Below are 15,907 nucleotides of genomic sequence, written 5' to 3' on the forward strand. Positions count from 1 at the left end.
GCGCCAGAATTCCCGAAAGCAGTGACGATACTGAACAAACACTCCGGGCGAAGGGTGTACCACGTTAATGATTTCCCTGTAAAAAATCAGCAATGTTACTATCTTGTTAATTAATAAAGCCACAGTGATAAAGATTATTATTTACCCTTATTTCCCCCTCTTCTCCCGCCCGCCCTGCATTTAAATTAAAAATAAAGATAAATGGCCTTCGGGTAGCGTGACGTACCAGCGTTAAAAGAATAGATAGTTGTTAACACCTGATTTTGGATGCCCAACAGATTTTAATTCTGCGGTAATCTAAATAAACCTTTCGGTTAACGAACTCAACATCAAATAAACAGACTATTTAAATAGCAGGTTGACTTAATTCTGGATCATCACTTTTTTTAACGATGAAGAACGTTTATTAATTTGCGCCGTTAATAAGTTTGTGTAGAATTCAATCAGACAATTCAGATTACTTTAAAAAATGGATTGTTAAAAATTATTATAATTTAGCTTAAGTCCATAAATATAAAAGCAGTAACATTAAGATTTATTAATTAATAAGAGGGGCATGACTCCTCAAAAAAAACGCTGATCCCGTATCAGCATCGGCATTACACGTCATCTCTCCTCACCAGGGATTTACTGACGTGTCCGACAAAGCGTAAAAAAATATGAAAAAAATAGCGATCTTACCCGCATTAGCGGCGCTAATGCTGTCCGGCTGCTCTGTGGGTAAATATGAGTACAGCAGTGAAGCCATGAAACGGGTGGATATGAATTTCACCGGCATTCCTACCATTCTGGGCATCGGCGCGCTGGGCACCAGCATTCCTCTCACCCCGGAATACAGCCTGACGGCGGCGCATGTCGCTAAGCTCTCCGTGCAGCGCGTAAAGGCTTATCACCCCTACTGCGACCTCGCGATTATCTACCACAAGAATGATATTAAAACCCTGCCCAAATTCCGCAATGGTGATATAGGTGAACCGGTTAAAATGTACGGTTACAGTTTTATTACCGCCATGCCGGTTGAGTCTTCGGGCGTTAATCTGGCTCTTACTGGTATTCGTAATGAGTGGAATAAACGCCCCTGCGTCGCCATGGTCTCTGATGCGGGCGTGGTTAAAGGAATGTCAGGCGGCGCGGTTTATAACAAGGACGACACTATTGGTGGGGTGATTGTGGGCTTTACCAGTGAAATTAAACGCCATAAAAATACAGCAGTCCCCCTTAAGAATGTCTCACTCTATATCCCCTACAAGGACTTTAAAGAGTGGCTGAGCAAATCGACGACTTAATGCAAATAAAGCCTGAAGGGAAAGTAAAAAGAGGAATGATGCCTCTGCGGACTTACAGGCTCGTGGCAGAACAGATTGGCCGACGAGCCTGAAAGAGTTATAAGAATGGCTGAACGTCGCCCACGCCTTCGCGCACCACTTTCGGGCTGTTTTCAGTTAAATCAATCACAGTAGTAGGATGCTGCCCCAGGTAGCCGCCATGAATAATCAAATCCACCTGTTTACCTATGCTCTCCTGAATCGCTTCGGGATCGGACTCGGTAAAGTCATTGCCCGGCAGCATCAGCGAGGTGGACATCATGGGTTCATTTAACTGCTCCAGCAAAGCCAGCGCAATCGGGTTGGAAGGAACACGTAAGCCGATTGTTTTACGCTTATCGTTCATTAAACGACGCGGCACCTCTTTGGTGGCCTTCAGAATAAAGGTGTAATTGCCCGGCGTGTTGTTCTTGATCAGCCGGAAAGCCGTATTATCCACGTGAGCGTAGGTAGAAAGCTCCGAGAGATCGCGGCACACCAGCGTAAAATTGTGGTTCCCATCCAGCTTTCTGATCCTACAGATGCGTTCCATCGCATTCTTGTCTTCCAGCTTGCACCCCAGCGCGTACCCTGAATCCGTCGGGTAAACAATCACGCTGCCTTTATTCAGTAGCTCAACGGCCTGTTTGACCAGCCTTGGCTGTGGATTTTCCGGGTGTATATAGAAAAATTGACTCATAACTAACCTCTTGTCTGCCGCACCCGCCAGCGATTATGCGGGTACAATTTCCGGGTAGCGCAGCCACACGGCCTCAACGCCGCCAGGAAGCCATAATTTTTTCCCCAGCTCAATCCAGGGACAAGGCTGATGGAAATCGGAACCTTGTGATGCAGCGAGCTGATAATCCTGGGCATAACGTGCCAGCTGAGTTCGCTCATCCGGCGCCTGCTGACACTGAGCCACCTCCATTGCATCACCGCCCTCCTCGCTGAAATGGGCAATCAGTCGCTTTAGCCACTTCGCGGAGAGGCCGTAGCGGCCGGGATGCGCCAGCACCGTGCGCCCGCCAGAATGATGAATGGCATCAATAGCTTGTTTAATTGTACACCACTGTGGCGGAGCGTAGCCGGTTTTGCCACGGGCGAGATATTTTTTAAACACTTTAGCCATATTATCCGCTTTCCCCTCGGCTATCAGGAAACGGGCGAAATGCCCCCTGGTAATAGCGCCGCCTTCTGCCAGAGCCATCGCTCCTGCCAGCGCACCAGGGATTCGCGCTTTTTCCAGCCGCTCGGCAATCAGCTCTGCGCGGGCCAGCCGGCGGGTGTTTTGCTCATGCAGAAATGCGGTCAGCACCGGGTGAGTAATGTCCACGCCCAGCCCGACAATATGAATTTCGTGATTCTCCCACAGCGTGGAGACTTCCACTCCAGCCATAATTTTCAGCGGAAGCTGGTGTTTAGCCACGGCGTCCAGAGCCGGCTGAACCCCTGCAACCGTATCGTGGTCGGTTATTGCCAGCACGCCAACCCGATGTTCTACCGCACGCAGCACCAACTCTTCCGGCGTGAGTAAGCCATCTGAAGCGCGGGTATGGCTGTGTAAGTCATGGATGGGATAGGGATTAAGCGGGGTTGACTCTGTCAAAACGGCTCCGGCATTGGGTAATGAATGTCACAACATGATAACCAGGTTTAGTTTGCCCTGGGGAAAAAGAGTGTTGACTTTTTTGTCACGAACCAGTTAACTAGTACGCAAGTTCACATGCAAGGGTATTGTAATCATGACTATGACGCAGACGGTAATGACAGGTTGGTGGCGCACTTCACCCTGAATGGGCGAAGGAGTCTTGCACGCAACCAGACGTTGTGCAGATACCCAGGCCCGCCAAAAGCGGGCTTTTTTTTAAGCAAAATTCAGAGAAGTGACCTCATGCAAAATGCCAAACCTACAGTGAAGTTGATAACCGGCAACGCACCCTATCGCGAGGATCCGGCTGCCGTTTTCCATCAGCTGTGCGGCGCCCGTCCGGCGACGCTGCTGCTGGAGTCCGCTGATATCGACAGCAAACGTAATCTGAAAAGCCTGCTGATTGTGGACAGCGCGTTGCGCATCAAGGCGCAGGGAAACACCGTCAGTGTGCAGGCGCTCTCTGAAAATGGGCGCGCTATTTTGCCGCTGCTTGACGCTGCGCTTCCTGCCACCGTGCAGAGCACTGTCCGCCCCGATGGCCGCGAACTGACCTTTCCGGCTAACACTGAAGTCCAGGATGAAGATTCCCGGCTGAAAGCCACCTCGGTTTTTGACGCTTTACGCCTTATCCCGCATCTGGTGAACAGCCCGGAAGAGGAGCGTGAAGCGATGCTGCTTGGTGGCCTGTTTGCCTATGACCTGGTAGCCAGCTTCGAAGATCTGCCGCCGCTGGAGAATCAGCAACGCTGCCCGGACTACTGTTTTTATCTGGCCGAGACGCTGCTGGTGATTGACCATCAGAGCCAGACTTCTCGCCTGCAAGCCTCGCTGTTTACACCAGCCCCCACTGAATTCCTGCGGTTACAGAGCCGCATCGAGCAGTTGCATACGCAGATGTTACAGCCAGCGCCACCCCTGCCGGTTCAGAAAGTAGAAGAGATGGCGCTGAGCGAAAGCCAGAGCGATGAAGAGTACTGCCGCGTGGTGCGCCAGATGCAGGAAGCGATCCGCATCGGTGAGATTTTCCAGGTTGTGCCCTCAAGGCGTTTCTCGCTGCCTTGCCCTTCTCCGCTGGCCGCTTATGACACGCTGAAGAACAGCAACCCCAGCCCTTACATGTTCTTTATGCAGGACCAGGATTTCAGCCTGTTTGGTGCTTCTCCGGAAAGCTCGCTGAAATATGATGCCACCAGCCGCAAAATTGAAATCTATCCCATTGCCGGTACGCGCCCGCGTGGCCGCCATGCTGATGGGTCACTGGACCGCGATCTCGACAGCCGTATTGAGCTGGAAATGCGTACAGACCACAAAGAGCTGGCAGAGCATCTGATGCTGGTGGATCTGGCTCGTAACGATCTGGCGCGAATTTGTGAGCCAGGCAGCCGCTACCTGGCCGACCTGACTAAAGTTGACCGCTACTCCTTTGTGATGCATCTGGTCTCCCGCGTGGTGGGAACGCTGCGTAAAGACCTGGACGTGCTGCATGCCTACCGCGCCTGCATGAATATGGGCACGCTTAGCGGCGCGCCGAAAGTGCGGGCCATGCAGCTGATTGCCGGTGCTGAAGGTACCCGTCGTGGCAGCTATGGCGGCGCAGTAGGCTACTTCACTGCCAGCGGCGATCTTGATACCTGCATCGTGATCCGTTCAGCATACGTGGAGGATGGCATAGCCACCGTCCAGGCTGGCGCTGGCGTAGTGCTCGATTCTGTTCCACAGGCGGAAGCCGATGAGAGCCGCAATAAGGCCCGCGCGGTGCTGCGCGCCATTGCCACTGCTCATCACTGCAAGGAGATTTTCTGATGGCCGATATCCTGCTGCTCGACAATATTGACTCCTTTACTTACAACCTCGTTGACCAGTTACGCGCCTTTGGCCATAACGTGGTGATCTACCGCAACAACGTCCCGGCAGAGACGTTGATTGAACGCCTTCAGACGATGGAAAACCCGGTACTGATGCTTTCGCCCGGCCCTGGCGCTCCGGCGGAAGCGGGCTGCATGCCAGAGCTGCTGAATCGCCTGCGTGGACGCCTGCCAGTTATCGGCATCTGTCTGGGTCACCAGGCGATAGTGGAAACTTATGGCGGGCACGTTGGTCAGGCAGGCGAAATTCTGCATGGCAAGGCCTCTGCCATCACTCACGACGAAAGCGGCATGTTTGCCGGCCTGCCCAACCCGCTGCCGGTAGCCCGTTATCACTCGCTGGTAGGCAGTAACGTGCCGGAAGAGCTGACGGTAAACGCCACCTTCAACGGCATGGTGATGGCCGTTCGTCATGACGAAGATCGGGTCTGCGGATTTCAGTTCCACCCGGAATCGATCCTGACCACCCAGGGCGCACGCCTTCTGGAACAAACCCTCGCCTGGGCGCTGGCATAATAAAAAGGAGCATGCGATGAACGCTATTCTGGAAAAACTTTACCAGGCGAAAACCCTGACACAGGCAGAGAGCCACCAGCTTTTTTCTGCCATTATTACCGGTCAGCTTGAACCCACGCAGCTGGCCGCGGCGCTGATCGCCATGAAGGTTCGCGGTGAACGGCCCGAAGAGATCGCTGGCGCAGCCACCGCTCTACTGGAAGATGCAAAACCCTTCCCGCGCCCGGATTACGCCTTTGCCGATATCGTGGGCACCGGCGGCGACGGCAGCAACAGCATCAATATCTCAACAGCCAGCGCTTTTGTGGCAGCGGCCTGCGGGCTGAAAGTGGCGAAGCATGGCAACCGCAGCGTTTCCAGCAAGTCCGGCTCTTCCGATCTGCTGGCGGCGTTTGGCATCAGCCTGGATCTGCCTGCTGAAATGGCACGTCAGGCGCTGGATGAGCTGAATGTCTGCTTCCTGTTTGCACCGCAGTATCACACTGGTTTCCGCCATGCCATGCCGGTGCGTCAGCAGTTGAAAACCCGCACGCTGTTTAATGTGCTTGGCCCGCTGATCAACCCCGCCCGCCCGCCGCTGGCGGTGATTGGCGTCTACAGCCCGGAGCTGGTTCTGCCCATTGCTCAGACGCTGAAGGTGCTGGGCTATAAACGTGCGGCGGTGGTTCATGGCGGCGGCATGGATGAAGTGGCGCTGCACAGCGCGACCCATGTTGCCGAACTGCGCGAAGGTGAAATTACCAGCTATCAGCTGACGCCGGAAGATTTTGGCCTCGACTCTCATCCCCAGGAAGCGCTGGCTGGCGGCACGCCTGAAGAAAACCGTGACATTCTGACGCGATTACTCCAGGGTAAGGGCGAGCGCGCGCACGAAGAGGCTGTTGCCGCTAACGTCGCCCTGCTGTTGAAGATTTTTGGTCATGAAGATTTACGTGAGAACGCTCAGCAGGCCCTGCGCACCATTCGCAGCGGTCAGCCCTATGAACGCGTTGTTGCGCTTGCAGCAAGAGGATAATCATGCAGGAAACCGTACTGAATAAAATTGTGCAGGATAAAGCGCTCTGGCTGGCAGAACGTCAGCAGCAGCAGCCGCTCTCCTCGTTTCAGGATGAGGTGCAGCCCTCCACCCGTAGCTTCTACCACGCCTTACAGGGTGCGAGAACCGTCTTTATTCTGGAGTGCAAGAAAGCCTCTCCGTCAAAAGGGGTGATCCGCGAAGATTTCGATCCTGCCGCTATTGCCGGGATCTACAGGCACTACGCTTCTGCGGTATCCGTACTGACCGATGAGAAATATTTTCAGGGCAGCTTCGATTTTCTCCCTGTGGTCAGCGCCGCCATCACCCAACCGGTGCTGTGCAAAGACTTTATGATTGACCCCTATCAGGTTTATCTGGCGCGTTATTATCAGGCAGATGCAATCCTGTTGATGCTCTCCGTGTTAAATGACGAGCAGTATCGCCAGCTGGCAGCCGTAGCCCATAGCCTGAACATGGGCGTGCTGACTGAAGTGATCAGCGATGAAGAGCTTGAACGCGCTACCGCACTGGGAGCAAAAGTTATTGGCATCAATAACCGCGACCTGCGCGATCTCTCAATCGATCTTGATCGCACGCGTCGTCTGGCACCCAAAGTGGCGCATGGCGTGACGGTTATCAGCGAATCCGGCATTAACAGCTATGCGCAGGTGCGTGAGCTAAGCCGCTTTGCTAACGGCTTCCTGATTGGGTCAGCCCTGATGTCCGAGGACGATCTCTCTGCCGCCGTGCGGCGCGTGATGCTGGGCGATAACAAAGTATGTGGTCTGACGCGGGCTGAAGATGCCCGTGCCGCCCATGAAGCTGGTGCTATTTATGGCGGCCTGATCTTCGCCGAAGGTTCTCCACGCCAGGTGGATGAAGAGAAAGCACGTCAGGTAATGAGCGGTGCGCCGCTGAAGTATGCAGGCGTATTCCGCAATAACGCTCTCAGTGACATTGTCACTACCGTGGCGGCACTGGATCTGCAAGCCGTGCAGCTGCACGGCGAGGAAGACCAGGCGTTTGTTACCGCCCTGCGAGCAGAATTACCCGAGCGGGTACAAATCTGGAAAGCGTTCAGCATTAAAGAGACCCTTCCCGCCCGCGACTGGCAGCATGTCGATCGCTACGTTTTTGATAACGGCAACGGCGGAAGCGGAAAACGCTTTGAGTGGTCTCTGCTGCGTGGCGAGTCGCTGGACAACGTGTTGCTGGCCGGCGGACTGGGCGCAGATAATTGCGTGGAAGCTGCCCAGCTTGGCTGTGCCGGACTCGATTTCAATTCCGGGGTGGAAAGCGAGCCTGGGATCAAAGATGCCTTAAAGATTGCCTCAGTGTTTCATACGCTGAAGGCGTACTGACCGTCGGGGCTGCTCCGGCAGCCCCTGTAGCGAAAAGAGAAGCGACATGACTTTATTGAATCCCTACTTTGGTGAATTTGGTGGCATGTATGTGCCACAGATCCTGATGCCCGCCCTGCGCCAGCTGGAAGAAGCCTTTGTCAGCGCTCAGCGCGACCCGGACTTTCAGGCCGAATTCACCGATCTGCTGAAAAACTACGCCGGACGTCCTACAGCGCTGACGCTGTGTAAAAATCTTACTGCTGGTACCAAAACCCGCCTCTATCTCAAGCGTGAAGATTTACTTCACGGCGGCGCGCATAAAACCAACCAGGTGTTAGGCCAGGCATTACTGGCTAAACGCATGGGTAAGAAAGAGATCATCGCCGAAACAGGTGCCGGTCAGCATGGTGTGGCTTCTGCACTGGCCAGCGCATTGCTGGGGCTGAAGTGCCGAATCTATATGGGCGCTAAAGATATTGAGCGTCAGTCGCCAAACGTTTTCAGAATGCGTTTAATGGGCGCTGAAGTTATCCCGGTACAGAGCGGCTCAGCCACGTTGAAAGATGCCTGTAACGAGGCGCTGCGTGACTGGTCTGGCAGCTATGATACCGCCCACTATATGCTGGGAACCGCGGCTGGCCCGCATCCGTTCCCGACCATCGTTCGTGAATTCCAGCGGATGATTGGGGAAGAGACCAAAGCGCAGATTCTGGAAAGAGAAGGCCGTCTGCCGGATGCGCTGATCGCCTGCGTGGGCGGCGGTTCTAACGCCATCGGCATGTTTGCTGATTTTATTGACGATGCCGCAGTAGGCCTGATTGGCGTCGAGCCAGCCGGACACGGTATTGAAACGGGTGAACACGGCGCGCCGCTGAAGCATGGCCGCGTCGGCATCTATTTTGGTATGAAATCGCCAATGATGCAGACGGAAGATGGTCAGATTGAAGAGTCCTATTCTATCTCTGCCGGTCTGGATTTCCCCTCCGTTGGCCCACAGCACGCCTACCTGAACAGTATTGGTCGCGCAGACTATGTGTCGGTTACCGATGATGAAGCGATGGAGGCCTTTAAAGAGCTGTGCCGCAGCGAAGGGATTATCCCGGCGCTGGAATCCTCTCACGCCCTAGCACATGCACTGAAAATGATGCGGGAAGCGCCAGAAAAAGAGCAGCTTCTGGTGGTGAACCTTTCGGGACGCGGCGACAAAGATATTTTCACCGTACACGATATTCTGACTGCTAAGGGAGAGATCTGATGGAGCGTTATGACCAGCTTTTCAACCGTCTTGCTGCCAAAAAGGAAGGTGCATTTGTGCCTTTCGTCACGCTGGGCGACCCGACGCCAGAACTTTCGCTGCAAATTATTGATGCATTAGTGGAAGGCGGTGCCGATGCTCTGGAGCTGGGAATACCCTTCTCCGATCCGCTGGCGGATGGCCCGACTATTCAAAATGCCGCACTGCGTGCCTTTTCAGCAGGCGTGACACCGTCACAATGCTTTGAGCTGTTGAAGAGCATCCGGCAGAAATATCCCGAGATTCCGATTGGTTTACTGATGTATGCCAACCTCGTTTTCTCTAACGGGATCGACAATTTCTATGCCCGTTGCCAGGAAGTGGGCGTCGACTCGGTGCTGGTGGCTGATGTCCCGGTTGAGGAGTCTGCCCCTTTCCGCCAGTCCGCTCTGCGTCACAACGTTGCGCCTATCTTTATCTGTCCGCCGAACGCCAGTGACGATCTGCTGCGTGAAATCGCCTCGCACGGTCGTGGTTACATCTACCTGCTTTCACGTGCAGGCGTAACCGGTACCGAGAGTCGTGGCGTCAGCCACTCGCTCCAACATCTGGTAGATAAGCTGCGTGAGTATCATGCTGCGCCGCCGGTACAGGGCTTTGGCATTTCTGAGCCAGGCCAGGTAAGAGAGGCGCTGAATGCAGGCGCAGCTGGCGCCATTTCCGGTTCTGCCATTGTCAAAATCATCGAGCAACACCATGCTGATGCGCCAACAATGCTTTCTGAACTGAAAGCCTTTGTGAGTTCGCTGAAAGCCGCCACGCGCTGATTTCACTTAAGTGCCTTAACTTTTCGGGTAAGGCACTATTTTTACACTCTTTATTACATCCTCTGCTGGTAAAGTGACGTTTACAGTCTAAGCTTTTGAGACAGAGCGTTTCTGTAAACATGGCTACGGCCAATTATTGAATGACAGGGAGAAGAGAATGAAGTTGTTTAAAATGCTTTCGGGTATGGTTATTGCAGCAGTTGTGGCTCTGACGGTCAGCGCTTGCGCCCCTACGCCAACTAAAGAAGGAACCGGTGGTTATATTGATGACACGGTAATCACCACCAAGGTTAAAACCGAACTGTTGAAAGATGATTCTCTGAAATCGACTGAGATCAACGTGGAAACCTTTAAAGGCCGCGTTCAGCTCAGCGGGTTCGTTACCAGCGCCGCTTCTGCCAGCCGCGCTGTGCAGATCACCCGTAGCGTGAAGGGTGTCACTTCTGTTACCAACAATATGCAGATTAAGTAACCTCTGCTGAAAACAAACAAGGCGCTGCCAGGCGCCTTTTTTTATTTCCACTACGCCACTCAGAAGCGATAGCCTGCGCCAAAGAAGAAGACAAAAGGATTGATGTGCGTATCGATACTCTGGTGACCCGCCGCCGAATCGAAACTGACTTTGGTATTAATATCCATGTACCATAACGAGGCGTTCAGCATCCAGTCTGGCGTCAGCTGATAATCCAGCCCCACCTGGCCTGCAATGCCCCATGAATTTTTCACTTTAAGATTACTTAGCCCGGCATCGCGCCCGGTCTGGTTAAAATCGTTGTCATAGAACATGGTGTAGTTCACGCCCACGCCCGCATAGGGTTGCCATTTACTGCTGTTCCCCATGAAGTACCACTGCGCCATCAGCGTTGGCGGTAACTGGTGTACCGTAGCCAGCGTGCCCGTAGCGGGCAGCCCCACTTTGTGACGGAACGGCGTTGCCCCCAGTAATTCAATACCAATGTTATCGGTGGCCATATAAGTAAAAGTCAGGCCGAGTTGGGTATTATTACTGACATCAAATTCGCCCAGACCCAGCACATTGTCAGAGCCTCCTGTTGGGCGAACGGTTGCCGATCCGGCTCGCATAAAGAAATCTCCTGCCTGGTGAGCAGAAGCCACTACCGGCAGCAGAGCCACGACTGCAAGCGCCAGCGCTTTGATTTTCATAACCACTCCTTTGCAAAGATAAAACCAGCCACTGAGGGCGACGTTGTTTTTATTGGCAACAGTTTTACCCGAAATTTTGTAAAAAGCATCTGGATCATTTCTTTCAAAGCGCTTATAAAACATAGAGTTGATTCAGATCAATTTATAACAAGCCCCGCCACCGATACCCCTTACGAGTTACGGTGCTGGCACACAAACGGCTGACAAACCGATCCCTCTTTATGCTGCCATTACTGACCCTTAATCTCTTCTTTAACTGAAAGTTATGTAAGTCAGGGTGCCAGGTTGCTCGCAGACCATGTACAATCGCGGGATCGCAACAATTGGTTTTTCAAGGAGAGTACATGTCTATCACGGCGGGTTCGTTATACCGTGACACGGGGAATTTTCTTCGTCACCAGCTGATCACTATTGTGCTGATGGCGCTGCTGACCTCTTTTATCACCGTACTGATCGGCCATGCGCTGACGCCAGGCGCTGACCAGCTCTCAATCCTGACCGACGGAGAGAGCGGCTCGGGGATGAGCCTGCTGGAGATGGTGCAGAACATGTCACCCGATCAGCAGCGCGTTCTGCTGCGGGCTTCTGCGGCGGGAACCTTTGCCTCACTGGTGGGAAATACCCTGCTACTGGGCGGGATGCTAAGTCTGATCCCTATGGTTTCAGCCGGACAGCGCGTGAGCGCCCTGCGCGCTATTGGCGCTTCCGCACCAACGCTGCCGCGCCTGCTGCTGCTGGTGTTCATCATGACGCTGATTATTCAGATTGGCTTTATGGTGCTGGTAGTGCCTGGGGTGATCCTTGCCGTGGTGCTGGCCCTGTCGCCGGTGATCCTCTCTACGGAGAAAGTCGGCCTGTTTGCCGCTATGCGCACCAGTGTTCGTCTGGTCTGGAGCCAGATGAAAGTGGTAGCGCCTGCCGTGGCCGTCTGGCTGCTGGCAAAGATCCTGGTGCTGCTGCTGGCCTCTTCGCTTACTATCCTGCCCGCTAACGTGGCGTCGGTGGTTCTCAATGCTCTGAGCAATCTGATCTCAGCCATATTGATTATTTACCTCTATCGCCTCTATATGCTGTTACGCTGATTTCTGGCGGCGTGCCTGCTCTGCGGCACGCCACCAGCAGGTCACTTTTCAGTCTGGACTCTGGAAACCTTTATGAAGCAGTTACTTGATTTCCTTCCCCTTGTGGTCTTTTTTATCTTCTACAAGATGTACGATATTTTTGTCGCTTCCGGTGCGTTAATCGCCGCCACGGCACTGGCGCTGGTCGTCAGCTGGGTGCTCTACCGCAAGCTGGAAAAAATGACCCTGATTACCTTTGTACTGGTGACAGTCTTTGGCACCTTAACGCTGGTGTTCCACAATGACGAATTCATTAAGTGGAAAGTAACCGTTATCTATACCCTGTTCGCCGTGGCGTTACTGTTCAGTCAGTTCTGGATGAAGCAACCGCTTATTCAGTCGATGTTAGGTAAAGAGCTGACGCTGCCCGCTGCGGCCTGGCGCAGGCTGAATGTGGCCTGGGCGCTCTTCTTCTTCGCCTGTGGCCTGGCAAATATTTATGTCGCGTTTTGGTTGTCTCAGGAATTCTGGGTTAATTTTAAAGTGTTTGGTTTGACTGGCCTCACGCTGCTGTTTACGGTGATCAGCGGACTCTATATCTATCGTCTGATGCCGCAAGAAGAGAAGTAAAGTCAGCCTGTGAAACGCTTCGGGGGATGTAAATCCCCTTTAACAACCCCCTTCTCGCTTCCTGATCCTGCCAGTCTTAGCCCCTCACTGATATCGCTATAACTCAAAGCTGATCCAGCCCTTAATCTTGCCCGGTTCGGTTCACACCGCACCGTTTCAATGCTCAATTTCTGTAAATATAAGCACTATTTTAATAATTCATTAGCGCAAAAATAAATTATAACCCTACTAAAAAAAGCATTAAAAATATACTATCTTAAAAGTAAAAAGCCCGGCATATGCCGGGCACCTGGTGTTCTATAAACTAAGGCGGGACACTCCTTAGTAGAGAAGCATAATTATAATTCTATAAATTAGTGTCAGAACCATTAGCCAGATAAAAATACAAGCAACCATCATCATTATCCATATATCCTTACGTTTCATAATCAACTCCCTTGACCCTCTAAAAGTATATTCTGGTTATAATTTGATCTAATTGTTTGTTCCGATCAATTTTCAAATTTTGATCAGTAATAACGATTAAAAAATTTAACTGCCTGTTTTTATTGTTTAATATCTCACTCGCCCTGGTAGGGGTAGTGAGTAATTTCGCTCTGACAGTAATGATCTTTTTTACCGTTCAATCAGAGAGTATTTGAAAGTCTGAAGTCTTTTCTTTTATGTGAAGGTATAACTAATCAGATCTGTTAATAGTGGGAAGAGATATGAAAGGGTTAGTGCATAGATTTTGTTAGCAGAGGCGTTTACAGATTTTATCTGTAACTTTTTCCATTGTAGTCAGTGAAAGAAAAAATATCCTCTTCAATTGATCAACCGCAGACAACTTCTATTGTTTAAATGGCGTCTTACAGAATAACAGGTTTCGCCAGCATTTTGCGCGCTCAGCACAGAGGGTAAAATCATTTTCCCGGCTCTCACAAAACGATTTCACGTCGCAGGGTATAGAAGCCAGCGACTTTTACATCTGCACCCTCGGGCTGCCAGCCATTACTGGCGCTAATGGGGTATTCTCAAGCGGTAAGATGAGGTCTGTGTCGTTTAAGGGGCTTCCTCTACCCTCTGGGCCCCCTTCATCTGTTGTTCAGCACAGCCTCCTGCGGAAGTCATAGCCTTTACTTATCCCGCTACACAATTTTTGCCGCGATCCCTTGCCTGTGATAAGGATAGAGTTGGATACTTCGCAATGCTCAACGATCGGGTCTGGCCCTGCAACAGTCGCGGTTGAAAAATGTCGCGGTCCCGGCAGGGGTTAGTCCGCATTCAGATCCTGAGCACCAGAGATGGCTCCGACTTTTTCCAGGCATTAGCAGTAAATCTTCTGAGCTTTGTTTCAGTAAGCCATGTGTACGCTTCTTTTATCTACAGACAGTAGTGTATAAACAGAATCATAAACTGAAGCCATTCAGGATCAGGCGAAAGCAGACAAGACACAAGATACTCGCAATTAACCAGTTGAATTTATTATATAATTCAACCAGAATTACTTGAGTTTCAAACATCTTCAGGCATCATTTTGCCGCAAGAAGAAAATTAACACGCGTGCCCGGCTATGGGCCTTTTGCACTTATTGACTGAGAAGCCTGAGAATGAACGAAGTGACAAACAGAGTCCCGCAGGGGGAGATGGTGCTGCGTACGCTGGCGATGCCGGCTGACACTAACGCCAATGGTGATATCTTTGGCGGCTGGCTGATGGCGCAGATGGATATGGGCGGGGCCATTCTGGCAAAGGAGATTGCCGGAGGACGCGTGGTCACCGTGCGTGCAGATGGGATGACCTTCCTGAAGCCGGTTGCCGTCGGTGATGTGGTGAGCTGCCATGCTCGCTGTATCCGCACCGGCACCAGTTCAATCACCATTAATATCGAAGTCTGGATCAAGAAAGTCTCTTCTGAACCCATTGGCCAGCGCTACTGCACCACCGAGGCGGTCTTTATCTATGTCGCCGTAGATGATGAAGGAAAATCCCGCCCCTTGCCTGAAGGCAAAAGCAACTTCAGCGACAATGAACAGGATTAGGTGATTAAAGGCGGATGACCGCCTTTTTATTCGATGCTGCTGCCACCATTGATTTTGAAAACGATATTCATCGTCATGTTTTTACCGGGCTTGTTGGCTTCATAGCGCCATTTTTTCATTGCCTGCTTTACCTCACGCTCAAACATATTACGCGGCTCGGCAGAAAGGATGCGGATATTCTCCACCTTTCCGCCACTGTCGACGTCAAACTGCACCCTCACACGGCCTTCCATACGCAACGCAAACGCACGGGCAGGATAGGCAGGCTTGCCGACGCTCAGCGCCTTAGGGCCGGTTGCCACGGCGGTGGAAGGCGCCGGGGACGTTTCAGGCGCAGTTGAAGGCTTCGGCGCTTCGGCGGTTTTTTTATTGTTAAAGGGTGAGGCCGCCTTTGGCTCTGGCTTCACTTCTCTCTTCGGCTTTACCACTTCCTTCTTCACCGGCCTGGGCTTTGGCTTGGGCTTGGGCACAGGCTCAGGGATGGGAACAGGTTCGGGTTTAGGTGGCTCCGGTGCCGGAGTCGGTTCAGGTTCCGGCTCAGGTATCGGCTCCGGTGTGGGTTGCGGCGCAGGCTGTGGCTCTGGCTGCACTTCAGGCGCAACCATAGTAACGCTAATGGGCTGAGACGCTTTGGGCACTTCCACAACCTGATGAAAAGAAGCATAGAGTATCCCCCCAATCACTGCGGCATGCAGCCCGACTGAAAACAGCATCGGCAGCGACATACGTCGGGGTAAAGAGTTTTCTGCAAGCGTCGTCATAATCTTTCTGCTGTAAGGGTGAAGCTGCAAGTTTAAATGCAAATAGCAATCAGTTTCAATAACCTCTCGCCCTGACGGCCCGAATTTCCTTATAATCCTCTCATCCCCTGACCGTTATCAAGGCCATGTTATCTTTAGATTGCAGTTCACTGAACGATGACTTAACGTGATGAGCGATAATTGGACCTGACAGGAGTTGTAAACGTGCTCTACGTAATTTACGCGGAAGATAATGCTGATTCACTGGAGAAGCGTACCGCTGTGCGCCCTGCCCACCTTGCGCGTCTGCAACTGTTGCAGGATGAAGGTCGTCTGATAGTGGCCGGCCCAATGCCAGCCGTTGACAGCAACGAGCCAGGCAAAGCGGGCTTTAGCGGCTCGACTATCGTGGCGGAATTCCCTTCACTGGAAGCCGCCCAGTCATGGGCGCAGGACGACCCTTATATTGCAGCGGGCGTCTACAAGCACGTTGCGGTTAAACCCTTTAAGCGAGTCTTCTGACAAGAGAA

Annotated in this window: 14 protein-coding genes, 1 pseudogene and 1 other annotated feature; of the genes and pseudogenes, 11 read left to right on the top strand and 4 right to left on the bottom strand. The window is 52.3% G+C overall.

What is annotated here, in order from left to right; genetic code table 11:
- The first annotated feature begins 659 nt into the window (after positions 1-659).
- The gene (locus AAH450_RS05870; RefSeq protein ID WP_342909341.1) at positions 660-1,286 is read left to right on the top strand and encodes a serine protease family protein; all 627 of its coding nucleotides are present in this window, start codon (positions 660-662) and stop codon (positions 1,284-1,286) included.
- A gap of 97 nt (positions 1,287-1,383) precedes the next feature.
- Here the strand turns inward: AAH450_RS05870 and AAH450_RS05875 are convergent, their stop codons facing one another.
- Both AAH450_RS05875 and rnm read right to left on the bottom strand, forming a co-directional pair.
- Positions 1,384-2,004, bottom strand: coding sequence for an L-threonylcarbamoyladenylate synthase (locus tag AAH450_RS05875; protein ID WP_318790290.1), 621 nt, complete (start codon positions 2,002-2,004; stop codon positions 1,384-1,386).
- 33 nt (positions 2,005-2,037) lie between these two features.
- Positions 2,038-2,913: an RNase RNM gene (rnm, locus tag AAH450_RS05880; protein WP_342909342.1), complete on the bottom strand. Its 876-nt coding sequence runs from the start codon at positions 2,911-2,913 to the stop codon at positions 2,038-2,040.
- Between the two features lie 160 nt (positions 2,914-3,073).
- Positions 3,074-3,173 (top strand) — a sequence feature (Trp leader region).
- A 25-nt stretch (positions 3,174-3,198) separates the two neighbouring features.
- Here rnm and AAH450_RS05885 point away from each other — a divergent pair.
- The 6 genes and pseudogenes from AAH450_RS05885 (at position 3,199) to AAH450_RS05910 (ending at position 10,233) form a co-directional block, all read left to right on the top strand.
- Positions 3,199-4,761 (top strand): anthranilate synthase component 1, encoded by a 1,563-nt coding sequence (locus tag AAH450_RS05885; protein ID WP_342909343.1) that lies wholly within the window; start codon positions 3,199-3,201, stop codon positions 4,759-4,761.
- Positions 4,761-6,354, top strand: a pseudogene (gene trpD, locus AAH450_RS05890) (bifunctional anthranilate synthase glutamate amidotransferase component TrpG/anthranilate phosphoribosyltransferase TrpD). Before AAH450_RS05885 ends, trpD begins: the two are co-directional and overlap by 1 nt.
- Before the next feature lie 2 nt (positions 6,355-6,356).
- Positions 6,357-7,718, top strand: coding sequence for a bifunctional indole-3-glycerol-phosphate synthase TrpC/phosphoribosylanthranilate isomerase TrpF (gene trpCF / locus AAH450_RS05895; RefSeq protein ID WP_342909344.1), 1,362 nt, complete (start codon positions 6,357-6,359; stop codon positions 7,716-7,718).
- A 46-nt stretch (positions 7,719-7,764) separates the two neighbouring features.
- Positions 7,765-8,955, top strand: coding sequence for a tryptophan synthase subunit beta (trpB, locus tag AAH450_RS05900; RefSeq protein WP_342909345.1), 1,191 nt, complete (start codon positions 7,765-7,767; stop codon positions 8,953-8,955).
- The gene (gene trpA, locus AAH450_RS05905) at positions 8,955-9,761 is read left to right on the top strand and encodes a tryptophan synthase subunit alpha (RefSeq protein ID WP_342909346.1); all 807 of its coding nucleotides are present in this window, start codon (positions 8,955-8,957) and stop codon (positions 9,759-9,761) included. Before trpB ends, trpA begins: the two co-directional genes overlap by 1 nt.
- A gap of 157 nt (positions 9,762-9,918) precedes the next feature.
- On the top strand, positions 9,919-10,233 hold the full coding sequence (locus tag AAH450_RS05910; protein WP_342909347.1) for a BON domain-containing protein: 315 nt from the start codon (positions 9,919-9,921) through the stop codon (positions 10,231-10,233).
- A gap of 59 nt (positions 10,234-10,292) precedes the next feature.
- Here the strand turns inward: AAH450_RS05910 and ompW are convergent, their stop codons facing one another.
- Positions 10,293-10,925: an outer membrane protein OmpW gene (gene ompW / locus AAH450_RS05915; RefSeq protein WP_342909348.1), complete on the bottom strand. Its 633-nt coding sequence runs from the start codon at positions 10,923-10,925 to the stop codon at positions 10,293-10,295.
- 344 nt (positions 10,926-11,269) lie between these two features.
- Here ompW and AAH450_RS05920 point away from each other — a divergent pair, with 344 nt between their 5' ends.
- From AAH450_RS05920 to yciA, 3 genes are all read left to right on the top strand, one after another.
- Positions 11,270-12,007: a YciC family protein gene (locus AAH450_RS05920; protein ID WP_342909349.1), complete on the top strand. Its 738-nt coding sequence runs from the start codon at positions 11,270-11,272 to the stop codon at positions 12,005-12,007.
- A 72-nt stretch (positions 12,008-12,079) separates the two neighbouring features.
- A complete protein-coding gene (locus AAH450_RS05925; protein WP_318790301.1) occupies positions 12,080-12,616 on the top strand; it encodes a septation protein A in 537 nt (178 codons plus the stop codon).
- A 1,589-nt stretch (positions 12,617-14,205) separates the two neighbouring features.
- Positions 14,206-14,637 (top strand): acyl-CoA thioester hydrolase YciA, encoded by a 432-nt coding sequence (yciA, locus tag AAH450_RS05930; RefSeq protein WP_342909350.1) that lies wholly within the window; start codon positions 14,206-14,208, stop codon positions 14,635-14,637.
- Between the two features lie 26 nt (positions 14,638-14,663).
- Here the strand turns inward: yciA and tonB are convergent, their stop codons facing one another.
- Positions 14,664-15,398 carry a TonB system transport protein TonB gene (gene tonB / locus AAH450_RS05935; protein WP_342909351.1) on the bottom strand — a complete coding sequence of 245 codons (735 nt, stop codon included), beginning with the start codon at positions 15,396-15,398 and terminating at the stop codon, positions 14,664-14,666.
- A 204-nt stretch (positions 15,399-15,602) separates the two neighbouring features.
- Here tonB and AAH450_RS05940 point away from each other — a divergent pair, with 204 nt between their 5' ends.
- Complete coding sequence (locus tag AAH450_RS05940) at positions 15,603-15,899, top strand: YciI family protein (protein WP_342909352.1); 297 nt, start codon at positions 15,603-15,605, stop codon at positions 15,897-15,899.
- Positions 15,900-15,907 lie beyond the last annotated feature (8 nt).

This window comes from Erwinia magellanica (assembly GCF_039023495.1).
GTDB lineage: Bacteria > Pseudomonadota > Gammaproteobacteria > Enterobacterales > Enterobacteriaceae > Erwinia.